Below are 23,389 nucleotides of genomic sequence, written 5' to 3' on the forward strand. Positions count from 1 at the left end.
GTCCGCAACGCCCGGCACAGCGTCGGACCGTTGACGGTCCAGCCGCGATCGGCCGCTCCTACTTGACCCGCCGCACCCGGCTTTCGGAGACGCGAAACAGGGCGGCGACCTCGCGGGCGCCCCGTCCGGAGTCGCACTCCCGCAGGACTTCGGCCCGGCGTTCCTTGGAAGAAACCGCGGCGGCGCCGACGGGCGGGAACGGGACGCTCGAAAGCGGACGATCCCGCCGCCCACGCGCTGCGGCTACCTGAAGAGCGCCCTATAAATAAGTCTTCGTCGGAATGGCGTTCGCTGCCGCATTCGCCGTCTTCCCCGTTCCGTTTCTCCGCCGTCTGCCCTCGGCGACCCGCTGGGGCATGGTGGCCCTCGGAGGCCTGTTCCTTATTGGCGCTGTGGGATGGGAAACAGTGGCCGGTCAGCACGGCGAAGGCCGCTCTCGGAACGTCCAAGGCGCGTTGCTGACCGCCGTCGCAGAATCGTTCGAGATGGCCGGCGCCATCCTGTTCGTGGTCGTGTGACTTCGGCACGCCGAACGACGGCACGGAGGAATCGTCGTCGCAGGCGGCCCGTCTCCGAGGGCGGCGGAGAAGTCTTACAAACTCGCCCCACGTCGATCGCGTACGGCCAAGCGGGTTGAGGCGTCGAAGCGTGAGCTGATCTCAAGAACCGACGATTCTATAGAAATCGCCTCCGCAATCGCGTCGGTCGACTGGCCGCCAGCGGGTAGCGGCCTGGTCTCACCTCCCGGCGACCTCCTCCTCCCCGGGCGGTCACCGGCCGCATTCGCTTTAATCGAAATGACAAGCTGACGACGGCGTCATTCGAGGGCTTCAGCCACCCCCGGGCGGAGCAGGTTTACGGGGAGGTTGACGCGGTCCGCGGCGCTCTCGCTGGGGGGATCCGTCGCGGATCGAGCTCCTCCGGCAGCAGGCGGAACTCTTCTCCGCCGAAGGCGACGACGTCGCCCAGTGCAAGGCGTCGGCGGCGGACGGGGGCGTTGTTGACGCGGGTGCCGCCGGCGCTTCGCAGGTCGACCACCCAGGGGCCGTCCGTTCCGTAGAGGAGCAGCGCGTGCAGCGCGTCGGCGGCGGGGGCGGCGAGGACGAGATCGGCGCCCCGGCGCCGGCCGACCGTCGCCACGGGCCGGAGAGGGGTGAGCGCGGCGCCGGCCCGGCGGCCGTCCGTGGGCAGGAGGCAGAACCGCGGGGAGTTCATCTCCGGCGGCGTCTCCGTGCGGGGGTACAGGAGTCGGAGGCGCGGCCGACCGCTCCCCGGCGGGGCGGCGCACCCGCTGCGGAGCGTCAGCTCGTACGGGCCGAGTCGCACCTGCTTGCCGGGGACCAGCAGGAGGGCGTCCGTCCGCCGTTCCTTCGAACTCAACCCGCCCGGTTCGCCCGCCAGACACAGCACCCCCCCGCGGAGCGCCTGCAACACCGCGTGACGCGCCGCCAGCCCCTCGCCACGGACCGGCATGTGCACCCCCGCGGCCGTGCCGATCACCGCCTGCGGCGCCGCAAAGCGATACCGGATCTTCGAGCCGTCCCGAGCGTCCCGCAGCACGACCTCCGGCCGCGACGGATCTCCCGGATCCCAGTTCGGCAACAGGAACGCTGCGCCGTCGAGGGGGCTGAGAGGGCCGACGGGGAAGTCCCGCCCGTCTTTGTCCGCCCGTTCCGGCCGGCGTTCCGGAACCGCGGGAACGGAGCGAACCGCCGCGGGCTCCGGCCGCTCGACGACGAGCGTCGTGGGCTCCGCCTCTCCGTCGTCCTCGGTCACCGTCGTCGCGGGAGAGCCGCTCCTGTCGTTCACGCCCGGAACTCCGAGGGCGTTCGCCTGGCCGTCGGGCGAATCTCCGTCGTCCGCACCCTCGCCGAAAACGTCGAACCGACCCGCGGATGCATCGCCGTTCGACCGCCGCATCATGCCGACCATGATGCGGCGGCGGCGATGAGCGGGGGAGGGGCGGATCATGACACCGGAAGGGCAGAGCGGCCGCGGGGCGGGCGATCGGAACGAAGGAACGGCGAAAGCCGACCGTCGGCGTTCGACGGACGCCGCCGGCCGACCCTCCCTGACATCGAGCCGCTCGGATTTAATCTTCCGACCGAAGCCGAGGCGGGGCAAGACGTTGCCGCCGTTCCGCCCGAAAACGAGCCGATCCCCAGGTTAAAAGACCCCCGAACGGGGGCCTTTCGCCCGCAGTGCAACCCGTTTCCGACCGCCCGGCGCCAGCGGAAGGACCCGTGGCCGTCACGCCGCGTGGTAGTCACGGTACCACCGCACGAACGCCGCGACGCCGTCTTCGATGGGGGTCGACGGCGTGAGGCCGATCGCCTCCTCGAGCGGTCCGACGTCGGCGGCCGTGGAGACCACGTCGCCGGGCTGCATCGGCAGGAACCGCTTCTCCGCCCGCCGTCCGCAGGCGGATTCGATCACCTCGATCAGCCGCATGAGCTCCACCGGCTCCCGGCTGCCGAGGTTGTAGGTGCGGAACGGCCCGGCCCCGACGTCCGGCGACGTCGGCGGCCCCGCGGCCGGCCCTGCGGCCGGTCCCGGCGGGCGGGCGGCGAGGCGGACGACGCCCTCCGCGGCGTCGTCGACGTAGGTGAACCCCCGCCGCATCCGCCCCTCGCCGTACACGTCGATCGGCTCGCCCCGCAGGATCCGCTCCGTGAACTTCCACACGGCCATATCCGGCCGGCCCCACGGGCCGTAGACGGTGAAGAACCGCACGCCGCTGCACGGCAGGCCGTAGAGGTGGGCGTAGCTGTGGGCCATCAGCTCGTTCGCCCGCTTGGTCGCCGCGTACAGGCTGACGGGGTGGTCCGCCGGGCGGTCGACGAACAGCACGGGCTCCGGGCTCTCCCCGTACACGCTGCTGCTGGAGGCGTAGACCAGGTGCGGCGGTCGCGACTCCCCGTCCTCGCGTGACGCCTCCGCCTGCCGGCGGCAGCCCTCCAGGACGTTCAGGAACCCGGTCAGGTTCGCTGCGGCGTAGGCGTGAGGGTTGTCGAGGCTGTGCCGCACCCCGGCCTGGGCGGCGAGGTGAATCACTCCGCCGAACGGCCGCGACGCAAAGATTTCTTCGCAGGCGGTTCGGTCGGCCAGGTCGATTTGGCGGAAGTCGAACTCGGCCCCCGACGCCTCCGCCGCCGCGACGAGCCGCTCCAGCCGGGCCCGCTTCAGCGTCGGCGAGTAGTACGGGTTGAGGTCGTCCACGCCGACGACCGGCGTCCCGGCGGCGAGCAGCTTCTCCCCCACCGCCGCCCCGACGAACCCCGCGGCCCCCGTCAGCAGCACCGCTCCGCCGGCGAGAATTTGCGGCACTGCTTCGAGGACTCATAAAGGGGGCGCGTGGGCCCCGCATGTGGCTGGGGACGCCGGGAGTTTGGCGGCGCGACGCCCCTTCCGTAAAGCGCCCGCCGCTCTGCGGACGATCGAAGCGGGCGCCGCTGATCGACCCCGAGGGCCAACGCAACGCCTCGCGGCATTCTCGCTGCGACTCTTCAGTCTGACTCCCGCCTGACTCCAAGCTGACTCTGCGAGACCTTTCTCGCCCTCGACTGCGACTCGTTCCGGGGAGTCAGGGCGGCTGGCGACGGCCGTGGCGATCGCCGTGGTCGAAGCCCTCGACGTCCGTGACGCCGCCTGCACCTCCGATTCGAGTTTCAACGCGGCCGTCCGCGCGCTGCTCAGCTCCAGATGGCGTCGCAGCCCGCCCAGCCGGCGGGCGACGGGCGTTCGGCCGGGGGCGGTGCGGGGCGTGTCGAGGTGGCGGCGGCGGCGGCGGCGGCTCAGGATGGCGGTGGAACCGCGGTCGGACCGTCGGGCAGGAGGTCCCGAGACGCGCCGGTCGCTTCGAAGATTCCTCCCACCGCACGCTCCCGTGATCCGTCCCGTGATCCAAACGGCGACCCGAGCCGTCCTCGCGGGGGCGTTCGTCGGGGCGCTGTGCGGGGGCGGGGCCGGTGCGGGGGAGCCGGTTGCGGCGTTGTTGGAGCAGGCGTGCCTCGACTGCCACGCCGGGCCGGCCGCCGAGGGGGGGCTGGACCTCGCCGCCGCCGACCCGCACGACCCCGCGGCCGACGCCGCGGTCTGGGAGGCCGTCGTGCGGCGGGTGCGGACCGGGCAGATGCCGCCCGCGGAGATGCCGCGGCCGGACGCCGCCGCGGTCGCGGCGGCGCTGGGGGCGTTGGAGTCCGGCCTCGACGCCGCCGCCGCGCGCACCCCGCGGCCGGGGCGGACGGCGACGTTCCGGCGGCTCACCCGGGCCGAGTACCGGCACGCCGTCCGCGATCTGCTGGCCGTCGAGGTGAACGCCGCGGAGCTGCTGCCGGCCGATCAGGAGGGGCACGGGTTCGACAACGTGACCGTCGGCGGGCTCTCCCCGACCCGGCTGAACCGGTTCGTCTCCGCCGCCGAGCGCATCGCCCGGCAGGCGGTCGGTCGCCCCGGCGGGGCGGGGGGCGTCACCGTGCGGCTGCCCCCCGACCGCACCCAGGAGGCCCACGCCGCCGGCCTCCCGCCCGGCACCCGCGGGGGGACGGTCGTCTCCCACGACTTCCCCCGCACGGGCGAGTACGAGATCGCCGTCCGGCTGATGCGGGACCGCAACGAAGAGGTCGAGGGCCTCGACCGCCCGCACCGGTTCGAAATCCTCCTCGACGGGGAGCCGGCCGCGTCGTTCACCGTCGAACCGCCCCGCAGAAAGAAGGGAACGGACGGCTGGGAGGCGCCGGACCACGCGGCCGTCGACCGGCACCTGACCGTCCGGCTGAACGTTCCCGCGGGGCCGCACGCGGTGGGGGCGACGTTCGCCCGGGTCGGCCGCTCCCTGATCGAAACCGCCCGCCGGCCGCCGGACGCGCGGTTCAACTTCTACCGTCACCCGCGCCGCACGCCAGCGGTTTATCAGGTGACGATCAGCGGCCCGCTGGGCGCCTCCGAGGCCGGCGACTCCCCCAGTCGGCGGCGGCTGCTGGGCGGGCTGTCGGAGGGCCTGAGCGACGACGACCGGGCCGCCGCGGCCCTCGCCCGACTGGCCCGCCGGGCCTACCGCCGACCGGTGACCGACGCCGACCTCGCCCCGCTACTCGCCCTCTACGACGCCGGCCGCGACGCCGCGCAGCCCGGGGAAAGGGCCTTCGACGCCGGGCTGGAACTGGCCGTCGCCGGCGTGCTGGTGAACCCGAACTTCCTGTTCAAAATCGAACGCGACCCGCCGGGCCTGACGGACGGTGAGGCCTACCCGGTGGACGACGTGGCACTGGCCTCGCGGCTATCGTTCTTCCTCTGGGCGAGCGGGCCGGACGACGAACTGCTGGAGTTGGCGGAGCGGGGCGAACTCTCCCGGCCGGGCGAAGTCGGCCGGCAGGTGCGGCGGATGCTGGCGGACGACCGGGCGGACGCCCTCGCCGAGAACTTCGCCGGCCAGTGGCTGCGGCTCCGCAATCTGGAGGGCGCCGCCCCGGACATGCGGCGGTTTCCGGACTTCGACGACAACCTCCGCGACGCCTTCCGCCGGGAGTCCGAACTGCTGGTCGCCGACGTGCTGCGGACCGACCGCCCGGTCACGGACCTGCTCGCCCCCGGCCACGCCTACCTGAACGAACGGCTGGCGATGCACTACGGCCTGCCCGGCGTCCGCGGCAGCCGGTTCCGCAAGGTGCCCCTGCCGGACAACGCGCGGGGCGGCCTGTTGCGGCAGGGGAGCGTGCTGACGGTCACCTCCTACGCGACCCGCACCTCGCCGGTGCTGCGGGGGGCGTGGGTATTGGAGAACCTGCTCGGCACCCCGCCGCCGCCCCCGCCGCCGGATATTCCGGATTTGGAAGACAACACCGTGGCGGCCGGCCTGCCGGTCCGCGAGCGGTTGGCGGAGCACCGGGCGAACGCGGCCTGCGCGGTCTGCCACGACCGGATCGACCCGCTCGGCCTGGCGTTGGAGGGCTACGACGCCGTCGGCCGCGTGCGCCGGTTGGAGGAGGACCGCCCCGTCGACACGACCGGCGGCTTCCCCGGCGGCGAATCGCTCGCCGGCGTCGCCGACCTCGAAGCGGCCCTGCTGGACCGCCCCGACCTGTTCGCCACGGCCCTGACGGAAAAGCTGCTGATCTACGCCCTCGGCCGCGGCCTCACCCCCCACGACGCCCCCGCCGTCCGGGCGATCGTGCGGCGAGCGGAAAGCGGCGGCTGGCGCTCCGCGACCCTGCTGACCGCCGTCGCGGAGAGCGTCCCGTTCCGGATGCGGGCGGCGGGCGCCTCGCCGTAGGGTCCGCTGTGCGGACCGCGTCGGCGGAGAGGGCGGTCCGCAGAGCGGACCCTACGGGCGTCTGGTTCGTGCGCAGAACCCTCGAACGGGCAGCGACTCGCGGACGGGCGGCGCCGGGTGCCATGCTCTCACGGCTCGGGAGCGGAGCGGACGAGTCGGGTGAGCATGCGAGTGACGCGGCGGTCAGGGAGGACGGGCGAACGTCGCTCGGCATGCTCACCCCGTCCGGCTCCGCGGCCGCTCCGCCGGCCGGTGAGAGCATGGCACCCAGTCGAAGACCATGCCACCCTGCCGGACCGCCGCCCTACTGACGGCCATCGCGGAGAGCGTGCCGTTCCGCCTGCGGGCGGCGGACGACGTGATCGCGCAAGCTGGTCCCGAGTTGCGTTAGTCAGTCAGCCGATTCAGCGGGTGCTTCCGGAACTGCTCGCGGAATACCTTCCGCAGCGGGGCGTTCCTTGTGTCGGCGAGGGCGGCCTCCACCGCCGCCCCGTCCTTCCAACCGACTGCGTACTTCTTCGCCCCGGCCGCCGCTGTCAGCAGCGTGAGGGCGTCGGCTGACAACTCGCCGGAAGTCCAGAACTCAAAGTGGTGCTTCTGCTCGCGGAGGTCCGGCCGCATGTCCAGCCACGCCCGCAGCAGCGGGATCTGCTCGAAGACCCACTTCTTGACCAGATCGTCGTCGACGGCCTTACCCGGCGAAACGGTCTTGCACTCGATCAGCCATACGTCCGTGCGGCCAAGTTTGCACAGCACGTCCACATCGGTCTGGCGGCCGTCGGGCAGGTTGACCGGCTCCCGCACCTCCACCCCGCCGCCGTGGAGCTTCTTAGCAAGATGGGCGGTCAGCAGTTCGAAAAGCGGCCCCCGCAGGCTCTCTGCCGCGCCCTCGATCTTCGACAGGGTCCCGAGCAGCTGCGCCAACTTGTCCGGGTTCTTCGCCGCCACCGCCCCGGCGTTCGTCAGCGTCTTCACCAGTTCCCTCAGTGCCGCCCCGGTCCCGCCGCCGAACAGGTGGTCCGGGGTCAGCAGCAGCACCCCCGCCCGTTGGCCGGCCTGCAACGCGGACCTGTCGTACCCGCCTGCGACCAGCACGGCGAGGAACGGCGGGGTGTTACTCAGGTTCCGCAGCACCGACACCTTGCGGAGAAAGAACGCGATATGCCGGTCCGTGAGATCGTCGCCGAGCAGCACGTCGACCGTCACGAACCCCGTCTTGCGGTTCTTGTCGTCGCCCGGCCGACCGATCGGCACGACGTAGCTCGGGGCGGTGAGGGCCCAGTCGAAGTGGCCGAATTCAGCCCCGCCTGGCGAGGAATCCGTCTTCACGAGGTTGAAAGCTCCCAGCCCGGTCCGTCGCAGCCACTCGCCGGTGCCGTCGATGACGACCCGCTCGGCCAGATCGCGGCCGCGGGCGGCCCCGTCGCCGTCTAGGTAGAACCCGGGCCAGTCGTGATGAAGGAGGAGGCGGACGGCCCCGTCGGGCTCCGCGATCTGGTGAAGAGCCCCGACGGCGGTGAGACCTTCCCGGACGCGGCCTGCGGAAACTTGCTTCGTGAGCTTCCGCGGGGCTCCGCTGAACCGGTTGAAATCCTCCTCCCGCACGATCCCGCCGCGGGCGGCGAGGGCATCGGCGGCGATTGCGTGGATCGAGTTCTTGGAGCGCAGGGCCCTCGCCAGCCCCTCCCAGAACTCGGCGTCGTTCTTCTGTCCGGGGGCCCAGAGGAAGGAGTCCCTATTCGGCAGGTTCAGCCCGCGATGTCGGTGGACCTGCCCTCGTGACGCCGCCCGACTAACTCGCTGCCGTGCGGCCGCGGGCGAGACGCCGCCCTCGACCAGCAAACGTGCGACGGCGGAGGCCAGCATCGGCCCCTTCGCCTTGAGCAACTCTGGAACGGGATCGGGCATGTCACACGGCTCTATTTACAGGTACAACCCATCTGGGGGTCTGCAGATTTTCAGGCAGGGCCGCGGGATCGGAAAGCGTCAGTAACTGTAGACTGAGACGCCTACGGCCCGTCGGAGGTTCAGGGTACGCCTGTCACACTGGCTTCTGGAACCTCACCAATCGGGGTGAATCGGGGACCCGCGGCGGGGTGGCCGGGGTCGGCCGGCAAGACGTCTCGGAAAGGCGTGTCGACGTGAATCGGCCGCCCCGGGCGAGCGGCGGGGACGGTTCTGCGACGGCCGCCCGATCCGGCGGAGCGTCGGGTCGTCGGCCGGTTCGTACGCCGAACTGCTGATCCGGCAACGGGTTCCGGCAAAACAGGTCCCGTTCCCGCGTAGGGCGAGGCCCCGCCGTTCCCGCCCACACCGACGCGGGCGGCCGGCGGGCGCCTCGTGGGGCGAACGACGCGGCCGACCTTGGTGAGGGACGCCGCGTTCGCTCGCCCCCGCGCCCGTCGGCCTGCGCAGCCGACCGGCGCGATCCGCCTCCCCGCCCGTCGGCACGGACGCCGACACCCGCCGCGCGACCGTCCGGGAGAGCCATCGAGCAGCCGCTCGTCCGGCCCCGGGCGCCGCGGGCGGGCCGTTTCCGAAGCCCGGCGAACGCCGTGTGCCCGAATCCTCCTTCTCCACTCCTGCCCCGGCGTACACCGGCCGGGCTCCGGCGCCGGGTCGCCCCGGCAGACCGGGCGGGGCGGCGAACGACCTGCGTGCTGTCAGAACCGACTGTGACAACCCGACCGAGCGGCCCGGCCGCGGGGGCGATCCCGCCGCGGCCGGGTTCGCCGCTGCGCGGCGTCCGAGCCCCGACCGTCCGCGAAGCGGCCGTTCCGCACGCGACCTGCGGGAAGGGAACCCGAGCCGCCCGCGATCTGCTATCATCAGCCGGCGCCGATTCGTTCGGCCGCCGCATCCCCTCCCAGGAGCCGCCCCGTGTTCGTCGCCCGTCGCGCCCTGCCCCGTCGTACGCTGCTGAAGGGGGCCGGGGCGGCGGTCGGGTTGCCGTTGTTGGACGCGATGACGCCGGCCCTCACCGCTCAGGAGGCCACGCCGGCCGCCCCCGCGGCGCTGCGGCGGCTGGGGTTCGTGTACATGCCGATGGGCTGCGACCCCTCCCGCTGGACGCCGGAGGGAGGCACGCCGGGCGGGGAGGCGCTGGGGGCGTTGCCGCCGTCGCTGGAACCGCTGGAAGCGGTGCGGGACAGGGTGTCGGTCGTGGGGAACCTCGAACTGCGGAAGGCCTACCCCGGCACGCACGCCACCTCCAACGCCGCGTTCCTCTCCGCCGCCGAGGCGAAGCGGACCGAGAGCAGCGACTACCGCCTCGGCACGACCGTCGACCAGATCGCCGCCCGGCATCTCGGGACGGACACCAAGCTGCCGTCGCTGGAACTGGCGATGGACCTGATGAGCATGGTCGGCCAGTGCGACAACGGCTACGCCTGCGTCTATCAGAACAACCTTTCCTGGGCCTCCCCGACCGATCCGCTGCCCGCCGAGGCCCACCCCCGGCTGGTCTTCGAAAGCCTGTTCGGCGAGGGCGGCACGCCGGAGCAGCGCCGGGCGGCCCTGCGGCGTCGCGGGAGCCTGCTGGACAGCGTCGTCGGGGAGTTCAAACGATTAGGCGCTGAACTGGGCGCCGGCGATCGGGAACGCGTCGCCGGCTACCTGGACGCCGTCCGCGAGGTCGAACGGCGGGTGCACCGGGCCGAGGCCGCCGCGGCCGAGGGCGATCTGCCGGACCTGGACCGCCCGACCGGCGTGCCGGCCTCCTACGCGGAGCACGCCCGGCTGATGTTCGACCTGCAATTGCTGGCCCTGCGGGGAGACGCGACCCGCGTGATCACCTTCCAGCTGGCCCGCGAAACCAGCAACCGCACCTACGTCGAGGCCGGCGTGACCGACCCGCACCACCCGCTCACCCACCACGGCAACGACCCGGCGAAGGTGGCGAAGGTGGCGCAGATCAACCGCTTCCACGTCGGCCTGTTCGCGGAGTTCCTGGAGAAGCTGGCCGCCGTGCCGGAGGCCGGCGGGTCGCTGCTGGACCACGTCCTCTACCTGTACGGCAGCGGGATGGGCGACCCGAACGTGCACGACCACACGGACTTGCCGGTGCTGGTCGCCGGCGGGGCCGCGGGGAACCACGCCGGCGGCCGGCACGTACGGTTCGCCGAGCCGACCCCGCTGGCGAACCTGCACCTCACGTTGTTGCACGAGGTCGGCGTGCCGGCGGAGTCGTTCGGCGACAGCCAGGGCACCGTCGCCGGCCTGCTGGGAGACGCCGCGTGACCGCCGCCGGACTGCTGCTTCTCTGCCTGTCCGCCCCGCCGGACGCGCTTCCCGCGACCACCCCGCTGCACGACGCCGCGGCCGTCGGCGACGCCGCCGCGGTGGGGCGGCTGCTGAGCGAGGGGGCGGAGGCGGACGCAGTGAACCGCTACGGGGTGACGCCGCTCTCCCTGGCCTGCGAGGCGGGGGACGCCGCCTGCGTGACGGCCCTGCTGGCCGCCGGGGCGGACCCGAACCGGCCCGCCCCCGGCGGCGAGACGCCGCTGATGACCGCCGCCCGGACCGGCGCCGTCGGGCCGATCGACGCCCTGCTGGCGGCCGGGGCGAAGCCGAACGCGACGGAGCGGGCCGGGCAGACGGCCCTGATGTGGGCCGCCGCGGCGGGGAACGGACAGGCCGTGGACCGCCTGCTCGCCGCCGGGGCGGACCGGGACGCGGCGACGCCGGGCGGGTTCACCGCGCTGCTGTTCGCCGTGCGGCAGGGCCGGGGGGACGTCGTCGCGCGACTGCTGGCCGCCGGGGCGGACGTGAACGCCGGGGCGACGGTGAAGAAGCGGCCCCGCGACGGGCTGGAGGGCGGCACAACCCCGCTGGGGTTGGCGGTGGAGAACGGCCACTTCGCCCTCGCCGCCGCGCTGCTGGAGGCCGGGGCGGATCCGAACGGCCGGTCCGGCGGGGTGACGGCCCTGCACGCGATCTCCAAGGTCCGCAAACCGCTGGGGGGCGACGGCGACCCGCCGCCGCGGGGCTCGGGCGGGCTGGGCAGTTTGGCGTTCGTCCGCCAACTCGTCGCGGCCGGGGCGGACGTGAACGCCCGGCTGGACCGCACGCCGCGGGGCCGGCCCGGGTTGAACAAGGCCGGGGCGACGCCGTTCGTCCTGGCCTGCGAGTCCTGCGACGTCCCGCTGATGCGGACGCTGCTCGAACTGGGCGCCGACGAGTCTTTGAAAACGAACGACGGCGCCACGCCGCTGCTGGCGGCCGCGGGCGTCGGCCCGCTGGGCAGCGGCGACGAGCCGGCCGGGACGGAGGCGGAGGCGGTCGAGGCCGTCACCCTGTTGCTGGACCGCGGGGCGGACCTGACCGCCGTCGACGGCCGCGGCGACACCGTGATGCACGGGGCGGCCTACAAGAACCGCCCGGCGGTCGTCCGCCTGCTCGCCGCCCGCGGGGCCGACCCGGCCGATTGGAACCGCAAGAACCGCCGCGGCGACACGCCGCTCGACATCGCCCGCGGCCGCCGCCCCGGCAACTTTCGCCCCCACCCCCCGACCGAAGCGGCGCTGCTGGAAGTGTTGGGGGGCGGCCCGTCGCGGCCGTGAGCCCGGGGCGCGCCTTACCTCCCGGCGGTCCAGAGCGGCCGCTGGTTCGCCTTGAGGTCGTTGTCGTAGCGTTCGGCGAAGGCCGTCATCCGCTCGACGACGTCCGGGTGGGCGTCGGCCACGTCGGTCGACTCGCCGACGTCGGCGTCGAGGTCGTACAGCTCGACGTTCGCTGCGTTCCTGCCGCCGAAGCGGAGCTTCCAGCGGCCCTGCCGCAGGGCTTCGACCCGGCCGTTCTTGTAATAGAACAGCCCGTGCTCGTCGTGCGGCGAGGGGGCCTGCGGGTCCTTCAGCAGACCGAGCAGGCTGTGGCCGTCGATCGGCCGGTCCGGCAGTTCGGCGCCGGCGACCTCGGCGAGCGTCGGCAGCAGGTCGACGGTCCCGGCGACCCGGTCCGTCGTCGTCCCGACGGGGATCACCCCGGGCCAGCGGAACAGCCCCGGGACCCGCATGCCGCCCTCCCACGTCGTGCCCTTACCGTTCCGCAGCGGCCCGGCGGAGCCGGCGTGATGCCGCTTGCTCAGCCACGGGCCGTTGTCGGAGGTGTAAACGACCAGGGTGTTCTCGGCGAGGTTCAATTCGTCCAGCGCGTCCAGCACCTCGCCCACCGACCAGTCCACGTGCTCCACCGCGAGCCGGTACGCCTCGTGCGGGTCCTCGACCCAGCGGTCGTCCGTGACGAACAGCGGCACGTGGACCATCGTGTGCGGCAGATAGAGCAGGAAGGGCCGGTCCTTATTTTCGTGGATGAACGAGACCGCCTCCTCGGTGTACCGCTGCGTCAGCGTCGTCTGATCGACCGGCGATTCGACGCTCGCCTCGTTCCGCAGCAGGTCGTTTTGATAAATGTCCCATTTCTTCCGCCGCCAGATTTTGTCCAGCGCCGGCGGGTCGTTGCCCCAGCCCTTTTGACGGGCCATGTCGTTGGAGTACGGCAGTCCGAAGTAGCGGTCGAAGCCCTGGGCGGTCGGCAGCGTGGCCGGCCGGTCGCCGACGTGCCACTTGCCGACGCACATCGTGGCGTAGCCCCGGTCTTTCAGCAGGTCGGCGATCGTGACCTCGTCCGGGTGCAGGCCGACGCGGGAGTTCGGCCCCAGCACGCCCGGCATCGAGATCCGCGGCGGATAGCAACCCGTCAGCAGCGCCGCTCGCGACGCGGAGCAGACGCAATAGGCCGAGTAGAAGCTGGTGAACTTCATCCCGTCCGCGGCGAGGCTGTCGATCCGCGGCGTCTGCGCGGTCTCGGAGCCGTAGCAGGACAGGTCCCCGTAGCCCTGATCGTCGAGGAACACGATCACGACGTTCGGCGGGGCCGCGGCCCGGTCGGCGGCCGCCGCCGGAGCGTGCGGGAGGCCGAGGCAGACGAGGAGCAGGGCGAGCGGTCGCACGGTCGGGGCTTTCGCGGAACGGTCGGGGGGCGGCCGAGCCTAGCGGGGACCCCCGGGACAATCATCCGAACCGTCCGATGCGTCCGCGGCGGGCCGGCCGCCGCACCCGCGACCGCCGCCGCACCCCGTGCGGTCGGGGCGGGCGGCCTCGGTCGTCCTGGACGTCGTTCCCGCCGGCGGGGGTTACTTGTCGGAGTCCAGCGACTTCACGCGGAGGTTGCGGAAGCGGTAGACCGCGCCCTTCTCGCCGTGGTGCTGGATGGCGAGGTGGCCCTTGGCGTCGACGGCGTCCCGGAAGTCGCTGGTGACCGTGCCGTTGACCGCGATGGTGATGTGGTCGCCCTTGCAGGTGATGCGGTAGGTGTTCCAGCCGTTCCGCTTGAACGTGTCGCCGGCCCGCTCCTTAAACGCCTTCTCGCTCGCCTTGTCGCCGCGCTTCGGGCTGATAAACCACCCGCGGCGACCCTCGTCGTACAGCCCGCCGGACCAGCCGCGGTCGCTGCCGTCGACCTCGGCCTGATAGCCGTACACCCTGTTGGGCTCCACGTTCGCCCGGAACATAAAGCCGCTGTTCGCCGGGCCCTCCGGGAGGTGCACCTCCCCCTCGAAGATGAAGTCGTCGTACTCCTTCTCGGTGACGAGGAAGAATTTGCGATCGGCCTTGAGGCGGATCTCGCCGTCGACGACCTCCGCCTCGCCCCACTCGTAGGGGTTCTTCCAGCCCTCGAGCGTTTCGCCGTCGAACAGCGGGGTGAAGCCGTCGTCGGACTGGGCGTCGTCGGCGAGGGCGGCCGGGGCCAGCAGGGCGAGGGCCGCGAGGGCCGGGAGGCAGCGTTGAACGAACGTCATTTTCGGAGCGATCGAAACGGGGAGGGTTTAAAGGAAACGCTGTGGAGAACAGCGGCGAGGTTACGGCGTCAGGGTCGTCCGGCGAACCGGCCGGCCTTCGACGTCGTGATGGGTGACGACGGCCCGGGTCGGCTCGATCCGGACGGAGAGGAAGCCGCCTTTGACGCGGAGGAAGCGGTGCTCCGGCCGAACGTCGTCGGGCTTCCAGCCGCCGGCGTGAGCGTCGGTGGAGGCGCCGCAGCCGAACTCGTTCAGGCCGGTCGCCGCGTCGACGGAGTGATATTGCCAGTGCCGATCGCCGTTGATCACGAAGCAGCCCGGCACGGAATTGAGGAACGCCCGCAGCCGGCGGCCCTCGTGTTCGAAGGCGTCGTTGGCGTGGTTGTCCTTTTTGCGGGCGCGGTCGGGACCGACGACCGGCGTGGCGGAAATGAACAATTTAAACGTGGCGTCGGAGTCCCGCATCGACGTCTCCAGCCAACGCCATTGCTCCGCGCCGAAGATCGTCTTCTCCGGGCCGTCCGGCAGATTGTTCGGCGAGCGGAACTCGCGGCCCTCGGGCAGCCAGATTTCGACGTGCTTCCCCCAGCGGAAATTGCGGTACGGCCGGTCCGACTGCGGGACCTGCTCGTCCCAGATCTTTAATCCCTGCTCCCAGGTGAGATCCCCGTAGGTCTGGCCGGGCCAGGCGTCGTCCTTGAGCAGGTCGTGGTCGTCGTGCATCCAATAAGTCGGGACGCGACGGTGGAAGGCGACGAAGTTGGGGAAGGCGTACATGCGGTTCCACCGGTAGCGGGCGGTCGCCATGTCCTTCGCCAGCGGCTGTTTCCGGTCGTAATAGAGCGTGTCGCCGGTCTGCACGAAGAACGCCGGCTCGAGCTCCCGCATCGAGCGATAAATCTTGTGGCCGTTTTGGAAGTCGTCGCAGGTGTCGAACTCCTGGCAGGTCGACACCGTGAACGTCAGCGGCGCCTCCGAATCCGCCGCCGGGGCGGTGCGGAAGGAGGCGTCGAAGGTCGCGGTTTCGTCCCCCGCGCGGGCTTCCGCGACGACGTGATACAGCGTGTCGGGCGCCAGCCCGTCGACGGTCGTCTGATGGCAATAATCGTCGTCGCCGTCGACGGCCGCCCAGCCGGTGGTCCGGCTCTCGTCGGACCCGTCCGCCGTGATTTTAAAGCGAACCTCGCCGGCCCGGCCGGGGGCCGTCCAGTTCGGCGCCTCGGGCGTCCACTGCCTCACCCGTTGGCCGGCCTCGTCGTGTTCGGTCAGGCGAACCCAGAGCACGGCGGAGTCGGGGGCGACCTCGCCGATCTTCACCCCGTTGGCGAAGCCGGCGGCCTGCGCGACGGCGGGCGCCGCGAGCAGGAGGAGCGGGAGGAGCCGGTTCATGGGCGGACGGACGCGGCGCGGTCGGACGGAACTCGGGACAGGCGGGGCGGCCCCCTCGGGCGACGCGTTGGCAATCCCCTCGTCCCCGCCCGGTCGAGCCGCCCATCGTCCGCGCGGGGCGGGGCGCTGTCCAACGGCGGCGGATCGCCCCGCCGCGGCGGCCGCGGCGGAACTCAGGCCAGCAGGTCCGCGATCGGGCCGTCGGCTTCGCCGCCCTGGAAGTCGGCCGGCGTCGGCACGTCCATCGCCTTGAACACCGTCTCCCAGAGGTCGCCCAGGCGGCGGTCCTCCTGCACCAGGTGGCCGCGGTGCCGGATCCCCGCCGCGGCCCCGCCGCAGAGGATCGCCGGCAGGTGGTGGTTGTTGTGGGCGTTGATCGTCCCGCCGGTGCTGCCCCACGTCACCAGGCAGTGGTCCAGCAGCGTGCCCTCGCCCTCTTTCACGGACTTCAATTTGTCCAGGAAGTAGGCCCACTCCTGCATATACAGCACGTCGGACCTGGTGAACCACTTCAGCTTGTCCGGGTCCTCGCCGTGGTGGGTCATCGTGTGATACCCGTACGGGTTCCCCTCGGACTTCCAGGCGCCGGTGCCGTCGCTGTTGTCCATCCGCGGCATATAGGAGACGACGCGGGTCGAATCGGTCTGCAGCGCCAACGTGATCACGTCGAACATCAGCCGTTGATAACGGCGATAATCGAGCCCGCTCTTGGACGGATCGAGGCCCTGATCGGAGCCGAAGTCGATCGGGTCCACCTCCGGCTTGGGGCGGTGCAGCCAGGACTTCTGTTCCTGCATGGCGACCTCCAGATCGCGGACGCCGGTGAGGTATTCGTCCAGCTTGGCCCGGTCGCCGGCGCCCAGGGCGTGGTGCAGGTCGCGGGCGTCCTCCAGCACGGAGTCCAGCACGCTGCTGCGCCGGGCGAAGGCGGCCTCGCGGGCGGCGACGCTCTCGACGGAGTCCGGCCGGAACAGTTGGTCGAACAGCACGTGCGGCCGGTTCTCAGCGGGCAGCGGCGTGCCGGACTTCGTCCAGGAAAGCGTGTGGTCCTGCGGCTGGCCGAACCCCGTGCCCCGCTTCACCCCGAGCACCAGCGACCGGTACCGCGTGTCCCGCCCGACGACCGCCGCCAACTCCTGATCGCAGGAGATCCGCAGTTCGGAACCGGCCTCGTGGGTGGCGGTGCCGGTGAGGAAGGTGCGGTCCCCGCCGTGCCCGCCGGAGTGCGTCAGCTTCAAGCCGGAGACGACGGTGAAGTCCCCCCGGCGCCGCTCCAGCGGTGCGAGGATCGGCGTCGTTTCGAAGTCCGGCCCCTCGGTCTGCGGGGTGAAGTCCCGGCCGTTCAGGCCCAGCCCCCACATGCAAAACACCGCCCGCTTGGGCGCGCCGTCGGCGGTGCGGCCGGGCTCGGGGCGGTCGGCGGTCTCTTCGCTGCAGGCCCGGACTCCCATCGCGTCCAGCAGCGGCAGGGCGACGGACACCCCCGCCGCCCCGCGGAGCAGCGAACGCCGGGAGAGGGTCTCGCGGGAGAGACGGGGGCGGCTGAACATCGGGGGAGGCGGGGCGGGAGGGCGGGAGACCAACCCGAAGCGTCAGCGAGGGTCGTCGGGCGCAGCCCGGCGGGGGGCCGCGTCTGCGGCGTGGACGCCCTCGCTGACGCTTCGGGTTGGTGTATCACGGGGGAATTATTCGGTGCGGAACGCGTCGCTCTGCACGACGGTGTGAATGAGCGTTTGCAGGCGGTCGCCGTCGGCCTCCAGGGCGGCGACGAGGTCGTCCACCGTCGCGCGGTCGCCGTAGCCGATCGGGCGGGCGAGGGCGTAGGTCAGCAGGCGCTCGGCGAAGGCCCGGGCGAAGCGGTCGCGGTCGGCCAGCAGGGCGGCTTTAAATTCTTCCAGAGACGAGTATTCCCGACCGTCGGGCAGCGCGCCGGAGACGTCCAGTTCCGGGACGTTGCGGCCGCGGAAGTCCTCGCCGTTGGCGTGCGTCCGCCACTGGCCGATCGCGTCGTAGTTCTCCAGCGCCAGACCGTACGGGTCGAGGGCCCGGTGGCAGGAGGCGCAGGTCGGCTCGTCGCGGTGCCGTTCCAGCCGTTGGCGGACGGTCAGCCGCTCGCCGGCGGTGTTGGGCTGCACCTCGCCGGCGTTGGGCGGCGGGGGCGGGGAAGGGTCGTTGAACAGGGTCGCCAACACCCAATTCGCCCGCCGCACCGGCAGCGTGCGGGTGCCGTCGGCCAGCAGCGTCATCAGGCCCGCCATCCCCAACACCCCGCCGCGGGGGACCTCCGACCCGATCGCCACGCGGCGGATCTCCGGCCCCTCGACCCCGTCGATTTCGTAGTGACGGGCCAGCCGCTCGTTGATCATCACGAAGTCTGAATCGAGGAACGTCGTGATCGGCAGGTTTGCGTTCAAGACCTCGGCGAAGAAGGCGAGGGCCTCCAGTTTGGACGCCTCCTCCAATTCGACGTCGTATTCGCGGTATTGATCGGCCGGCATGACGCTGCCGAACTCGCTCACGCCGAGCCACTGGGCGCCGAAGCCGTCCGTCAGCGCCCGGCTGCGGGGGTCGGCGAGCATCCGCTCGACCTGCGCCCGCAACACGCTGTCGTCGTTCAACCGGCCCTCGGCGGCGAGGGCGAGCAGTTCCTCGTCCGGCGTCGTGCTCCACAGGAAATAGGAGAGCCGGCTCGCCAGGGCGTACTGGGCGAAGCGCGCCGCGTCCTCCGGGGCCGTCTCCGCCGGGCGGTTGAGGAACAGGAAGCCGGGGGAGACGAGAATCCGCGTCAGCCCCCGCCGCAGGGCCTGATGGAAGTCGCCGGTCCGTTCGTAACTCGCCTCGACCAATCGCATCACGGCGTCGATCTCATCTTCGGAAACCGGGCGGCGATAGGCCCGGGGGAGCAGCCGGGCGACGATTTCGCGGGCGTAATCCATATCCTGCCGCTCGTCGCCGTCGAACAGGATCAGCCGGTGGCTGGCCGGCGGCCATTGCTCCTGGAGCGGCCCCTCCACCTCGGCCCAATCCAACAGGAACGTCGGCGGCTCCACGTTCTCATATTCGGGTTTAATGTGCTGCGTCGGCCCCGGCCACGCCTTGGCCCGGGCGCGGGCCTCCCGGAGGGAGGCGGTGAGCCGTTCCGCCTCGGCGGCGTCGCCGGCCTGCGTCGCCCGCTCGATCTTGCCCACGGCGCCGATCGTGTCCTGAAAGAGCTGATTGAACTCCGGCGTGGAGACGATGTAGTCCCGCAGGTCCGAGTAGAGCAGCGTGATCTGCCGGCGCTGGTCGTCGGCGCCGCGGCGGAGAAACAGCGTCGCCTCGACCACGTCCGGGTCGTCCAGCGCCGGCAGGGCGTCGACCGCGACCAGCTTTTCCTGCGGCGTTTTGAAGTTGTACGCCACCGCCAGTTTGACCGGCTCCCCCCGCGTGCCCGGGTCGGCGCCGCAGCGGACGCGGACGCGGTAGTAGCCGTCCTCCGTAATCAAATCGTCCACCGTGATCGTCGCCAGCCGGCCCCACGGGTTGCCCTTCTGATAGGTCGGCCCGCCCTGGCGGAACAGCACGTCCGTCTCGCGGATGTCGTACGGCGCCGGGCCGGCCCGCACCTCGAGTTTCTCGTCCACGACGAAGCGGTTGGTCGTCGTCTCGCGGTGCGGACGGATGCCCATGAAGCCGTCGTCGCGGGGCCCCGCTTCCGCCTCGAACCGGGCGACGTGCACCTCCGGTTCGTAGACGTTGTCGCCGGAGGGATACGGGCCGTCGATCGTCAGCCGGTCGATCCACAACTGCGGCACGCGGTCCAGCGGTCCGGCGAGTTCGTACGCCGGCCCGCGGAAGCCGGCCGCGGCCCGCTGGGCGTCGGCCAGGTCCTCCCGCCGCCGGGCGATTTCCGCTTCGTCCCCGCCGGCGACCGCGTCGCGCAGGGCGCCGCGGGCCTGTTTGACGGCCCGCACGTGCGTCTGGTGCTCCTCGGTGGGGCGGACCGCCTCGTCGGCCGGGGTCCAGGAGAGGTTCAGCTTCTGGCGTTCGCCGTCCGCGGCGGCTCGGAGGAAGACGGTGCGTTCGACCGTCTGCGGGGCGTCGGTCGGGGCCGTGATCTCGAACTCCCACGCCTCGGCCAGCGGCGTCTTCGCGGCGTATTCCATCCGCACCCGGACCGGCTCCCGGCGGCGGCCGGGGTCCGCCCCGGCCCGCAGCCGCACGCGGTACCAGCCGTCCTGCGTGACGACCCCCGCCAGATTCGGCGTCTGCCGGCACAGCCGCTGGAAGGGGCCGTCGCCGCGGTTCCCCACCCGGTCCACGAACCGCACGCCGTCCTCGCCGATCTCCAGCGGCGGCGGGCCGGCCTCGACCCGGTGGCCGTCGACGCCGGAGTACTCCGCGTAGTTCAGTTCGTTTCGGGGGGGAACGATCGCCTGCTCCGGCTCCCAGGTCAGCGACTGCCGCGGCGGCGGGGCGGCGTCGACGATCGCCAGCTCGGCGATCCGCTCCGCGGCGGCGAGGCTCTGTTCGATCTGGGTGCGGTCGAAGAACAACGCCGCCCCCAGCCGGTCGAAGCCCTCGACCTTCCCGTCCGCCGGCAGGTCCTCCACAACCGGGGCCAGCAGCTTCGGGTCGAGCCGCAGCAGGTCGCGGACGGTGTGGGCGTATTCGCGGCGGTTCAGCCGTCGCATCGGGTGGGCGCCGCCGGTCGCCCGGGCGGCCCGCTCCGCTTCCTTCAGGCCCTCGGCGATCCAGCGGGTCACGGCGAAGGCCCGGTCGGCGTCCGGCCGCGGCATCTCCTCCGGCGGCATGGCGCCGAGGTTGATCTGATCCATCGCCTCCAGCCACCCGGCCGCCGACTCGCCCGCCGCCGCGTGCGGGGAGAGCCGGTCGACGCGGAAGCCGGCCATGCCCTCGCCGTCGCCGTGGCAATCCCAGCAGTGCTGCCGCAGGAAGGGCTCCACCAGCGCCGCGTACCGGGCCGCGTGGGCCTCCGCCGGCGTGGGCTCCGCCGGGGCGTCCGCCGCCGGTCCCGCCGCCCGGGCGGGCGCCGCCGCGGTCAGCCAGACCGCGCAGCAGACCGCCGCCAGCCGCGTCGGCGTCACAAGGGGTTCGTTCACGAAACCTCTGGGAAGAAAGCGAACCGAAACGACCCGGCCCCGAGGTCGCCCCGCCCCCAACGGATCGATGGACCCCGATAGAATAAGACCCGCCGCCCCCCCCGGCAATCGCCGCTTCTTTCGCCGACCACACGTCCCTGGCACTCGGGCCGCCGGCCTTTTCCGGCGTGACGTTCTTGCCTCCTAGCAGGCTGCTGAAAAACGGTATTATTATCGGCGGGGCGATCGTGGTTCGGCTTGTCTCCGTCGGCCTATTTTTCTGAAGCGGATCGGCCGGACCGAACTTGCTGGAGGACGTCGAACGGACCCCGTCCGAAGCGGGTCGGGCGTTCGCCACGGTCGCCCCCGTCCCGTTCAGACCGGCTTAAGCTTTTGGACGCGGAGCAGGTTGTAGGCCGCCGCGGAAAGCTCCAGCTGTTGCCGGAGCTTCCAGCGGCCGACGTGCCGGCTGCGGTTCAGCCCGGCGATCGTCTTGAGCCAGCCGAACCCCTCCTCCACTTTCTTTCGGACGCGCTGCGACACGGCGTACTCGACGGTTTCGAGTCGCGCTTTCATGCGCAGACGCGCCTCGATTTTCTCCCGTCGATCTTTGCGGGCGGTCTTCGGGTCCGCCGGCTCGGCGTCGCGCATCGCCACGTGCGGGGTGATGCGGCGTTTTTCGAGCTTCAATAGCAGCGGACCGTTGTCGTAGCCCTTGTCCGCTCCGAGCGTCTTCGGCGAGCGGCCGCGTTTCCGGCGATACCGGTCCAGCATCTCGATCGTCGCCTCGGACTCGGCGGTGCCGTTGGCCTCGGTCACGGCCACTTCCATGATCAGGCCGTTGCGGTTCTCCGCGAGCGAGTGGCCCAGATGAGCCAGCAGGGCCGGCTTGCCCGGCCCCTTGCAGTACAGCCTGGCCTCGGGGTCGGTGCGGCTGCGGTGCGTGGCGTTGGTCCGCTTCCGGCCGCGGAAGTCGACCTCGGCGTTGCGGCTCTTAAAGGCGGCGCCGTCTTGCTCGCTCCCGTCGTCTTCGACCGACTCGATCGGCTGAAAGCTCTTGGCGGAAGCCATCGACTCGATCATCGTGCCGTCGACGCTGAAGTGATCGTCGCTGCACAGTCCCGCGGCGATCGCCTCGGACACGACGGCCTCGAAGAACGCCGCGGCCAGACCGTGCTCTTCGAGCCGCTTTCGGTTGTGCGTGAACGAGGTGGCGTCGAAGGCGTCCTCGGCCGGGTCCATGTCGAGGAACCAGCGGAACAGCAGGTCGGTGTCGATCCGCTCGACCAGTTGCCGCTCGCTGCGGACGGAGTAGATCGCCATGAGCAGCAACGCTTTGAGCAGTCGTTCGGGCGGCACGCCGGGCCGCCCGGTGCGGCTGTACGCCGCCGAGAACCGCTCGTTCAAGCCGGTCAGGATCGCGTCGACCCGCTTCTTCAGGGGGCGTAGCGGGTGATCCGGCCGGATCCGGGACTCCAGATCGATCGAGAAAAACATCTTCGGCTGGCGATCAGCTCGTCCACGCATCGCAGCGCCTCGGCTCGGGAAACGAGGCTCCGAAGCTAGCGCGACCGGGCCGCCGCTGCGAGCGAGTTTTTCAGCAGCCTGCTAGTGCACCGTCACTCTGGAGCCTGCGGGTTGGTATGCTGGGTGGTCGGATCCCGTTTCGTCCAAGGAGGACCGCCGTGCACAAGCGATACGTATTGAAGCTGACCGCCGAGGAGCGGTCGGCCCTGGAAGCGATCGCGCGGCGGCAAAACGTCGCCGCCGGCAAGCATCAGAAGGCCCGGGCTCTGCTGTTGTGCGATCAGTCCGGCGGCGGGCCGGGCCTGCGGGACGTCGACGTCGCCGGCGAGGTGAAGGCCGGCGTTCGGAGTATCGAATCCTGGCGGAAGCGGGCCTGCGAGGAGGGGCCGCTGGCGTCGCTCGAACGCCGCAAACGAACCGTGAGGACCGAGACGCTCCTCGACGGCGAGGCGGAGGCGCAGCTGCTGGCGATCGCCTGCTCGACGCCGCCGGAGGGGCGGAGCCGCTGGAGCCTGCGGCTGCTGGCGGACCGACTGGTCGAGTTGGAAGTCGTCGAGTCGGTCTCGCACGAGACGGTGCGGCGGGCTCTTCAAAAAACGACGTCAAGCCGCACCTGAAGCGGCAGTGGTGCACGCCGCCCAAAGACGACGCGGCCTTCGTCGCGGACATGGAGCGGGTCTTGGACGTCTACCGCCGGCCGTACGACCCGGCCCGACCGGTGATCTGCATGGACGAGCAGCCCAAACAGTTGATCGAGCACGTCCGCACGCCGCGGCCGACCAGGCGGGGAGCCGTCGCCCGCGAGGATCATGAATATATTCGCCACGGCTGGTGCTGCGTCTGGATGTTCAACGAGCCGCTGGGCGGCTGGCGGAGCGTCCGCGTTACGGACCGCAAGACGGCGGTCGACTGGCCGAACAGGTTCGGTCGTTGGTCGACGGTCCGCGGTACGCCAAGGCCGAGCGGATCACGCTGGTCTGCGACAACCTGAACACGCACGCGGCCGCCTCGCTCTACAAAGCGTTTCCGCCGGCGGAGGCGCGTCGGCTAGCGCGGAAGCGCGAACTGGTCCACGCGCCGAAGCACGGCTCGTGGCTGAACACGTCCGAGTGCGAGCTGTCGGCGTTGACGCGTCAGTGCCTGAACGGGCGAATCGCCGAAGTTAATAAGGTGCGGTCGGAGGCCGCCGCCTGGGCGGCGGATCGGAACGCCCGCCAGACCGGCGTGGACTGGCAGTTCACTACCGAGCGGGCTCGCGTGAAGCTCAAGTCGCTCTACCCGCAACCGATCCTGTGACGATTCACTAGACGACCCTTGGAGATC

At 71.6% G+C, this 23,389-nt stretch carries 13 protein-coding genes and 2 pseudogenes; 5 read left to right on the forward strand and 10 right to left on the reverse strand.

The window, feature by feature from the left end:
- Positions 1–58: 58 nt before the first annotated feature.
- Positions 59–148, reverse strand: a pseudogene (locus ACG2DA_RS02095) (hypothetical protein); the annotation flags it as partial.
- A 133-nt stretch (positions 149–281) separates the two neighbouring features.
- Here ACG2DA_RS02095 and ACG2DA_RS02100 point away from each other — a divergent pair.
- Positions 282–518 carry a hypothetical protein gene (locus ACG2DA_RS02100; RefSeq protein WP_395253809.1) on the forward strand — a complete coding sequence of 79 codons (237 nt, stop codon included), beginning with the start codon at positions 282–284 and terminating at the stop codon, positions 516–518.
- A 337-nt stretch (positions 519–855) separates the two neighbouring features.
- Here ACG2DA_RS02100 and ACG2DA_RS02105 read toward each other — a convergent pair whose 3' ends face one another.
- Both ACG2DA_RS02105 and ACG2DA_RS02110 read right to left on the reverse strand, forming a co-directional pair.
- Positions 856–1,971 (reverse strand): FHA domain-containing protein, encoded by a 1,116-nt coding sequence (locus tag ACG2DA_RS02105; protein WP_395253810.1) that lies wholly within the window; start codon positions 1,969–1,971, stop codon positions 856–858.
- Positions 1,972–2,250: 279 nt separating this feature from the next.
- Positions 2,251–3,327, reverse strand: a complete 1,077-nt coding sequence (locus ACG2DA_RS02110) for an NAD-dependent epimerase/dehydratase family protein (RefSeq protein ID WP_395253811.1) — start codon at positions 3,325–3,327, stop codon at positions 2,251–2,253.
- A 559-nt stretch (positions 3,328–3,886) separates the two neighbouring features.
- On the opposite strand from ACG2DA_RS02110, the gene ACG2DA_RS02115 reads away from it, so the two are divergent.
- Entirely contained in the window at positions 3,887–6,271 is a 2,385-nt protein-coding gene (locus tag ACG2DA_RS02115) for a DUF1592 domain-containing protein (protein ID WP_395253812.1), read from the forward strand.
- Between the two features lie 387 nt (positions 6,272–6,658).
- On the opposite strand, the gene ACG2DA_RS02120 is transcribed toward ACG2DA_RS02115, so the two are convergent.
- The gene (locus tag ACG2DA_RS02120) at positions 6,659–8,179 is read right to left on the reverse strand and encodes a hypothetical protein (RefSeq protein ID WP_395253813.1); all 1,521 of its coding nucleotides are present in this window, start codon (positions 8,177–8,179) and stop codon (positions 6,659–6,661) included.
- 972 nt (positions 8,180–9,151) lie between these two features.
- Here ACG2DA_RS02120 and ACG2DA_RS02125 point away from each other — a divergent pair.
- Both ACG2DA_RS02125 and ACG2DA_RS02130 read left to right on the forward strand, forming a co-directional pair.
- Positions 9,152–10,510, forward strand: a complete 1,359-nt coding sequence (locus ACG2DA_RS02125) for a DUF1552 domain-containing protein (protein ID WP_395253814.1) — start codon at positions 9,152–9,154, stop codon at positions 10,508–10,510.
- Entirely contained in the window at positions 10,507–11,832 is a 1,326-nt protein-coding gene (locus tag ACG2DA_RS02130) for an ankyrin repeat domain-containing protein (RefSeq protein WP_395253815.1), read from the forward strand. The genes ACG2DA_RS02125 and ACG2DA_RS02130 overlap by 4 nt, the downstream gene beginning before the upstream one ends.
- 14 nt (positions 11,833–11,846) lie before the next feature.
- On the opposite strand, the gene ACG2DA_RS02135 is transcribed toward ACG2DA_RS02130, so the two are convergent.
- The 6 genes from ACG2DA_RS02135 to ACG2DA_RS02160 form a co-directional block, all read right to left on the reverse strand.
- Entirely contained in the window at positions 11,847–13,220 is a 1,374-nt protein-coding gene (locus ACG2DA_RS02135; protein WP_395253816.1) for a sulfatase, read from the reverse strand.
- A gap of 183 nt (positions 13,221–13,403) precedes the next feature.
- Positions 13,404–14,069, reverse strand: a complete 666-nt coding sequence (locus tag ACG2DA_RS02140; protein ID WP_395253817.1) for a DUF1080 domain-containing protein — start codon at positions 14,067–14,069, stop codon at positions 13,404–13,406.
- Positions 14,070–14,129: 60 nt separating this feature from the next.
- Positions 14,130–15,458 (reverse strand): alkaline phosphatase D family protein, encoded by a 1,329-nt coding sequence (locus tag ACG2DA_RS02145; protein ID WP_395253818.1) that lies wholly within the window; start codon positions 15,456–15,458, stop codon positions 14,130–14,132.
- Between the two features lie 173 nt (positions 15,459–15,631).
- Positions 15,632–17,008: a DUF1552 domain-containing protein gene (locus ACG2DA_RS02150; protein WP_395253819.1), complete on the reverse strand. Its 1,377-nt coding sequence runs from the start codon at positions 17,006–17,008 to the stop codon at positions 15,632–15,634.
- 135 nt (positions 17,009–17,143) lie between these two features.
- Positions 17,144–20,560: a DUF1592 domain-containing protein gene (locus tag ACG2DA_RS02155; RefSeq protein ID WP_395253820.1), complete on the reverse strand. Its 3,417-nt coding sequence runs from the start codon at positions 20,558–20,560 to the stop codon at positions 17,144–17,146.
- Positions 20,561–20,914: 354 nt separating this feature from the next.
- The gene (locus tag ACG2DA_RS02160) at positions 20,915–22,036 is read right to left on the reverse strand and encodes an IS5 family transposase (RefSeq protein WP_395253821.1); all 1,122 of its coding nucleotides are present in this window, start codon (positions 22,034–22,036) and stop codon (positions 20,915–20,917) included.
- A 146-nt stretch (positions 22,037–22,182) separates the two neighbouring features.
- Here ACG2DA_RS02160 and ACG2DA_RS02165 point away from each other — a divergent pair.
- Positions 22,183–23,362, forward strand: a pseudogene (locus ACG2DA_RS02165) (IS630 family transposase).
- Positions 23,363–23,389 lie beyond the last annotated feature (27 nt).

Origin of the sequence: Alienimonas sp. DA493, assembly GCF_043951915.1 — a bacterium.
Lineage (GTDB): Bacteria > Planctomycetota > Planctomycetia > Planctomycetales > Planctomycetaceae > Alienimonas.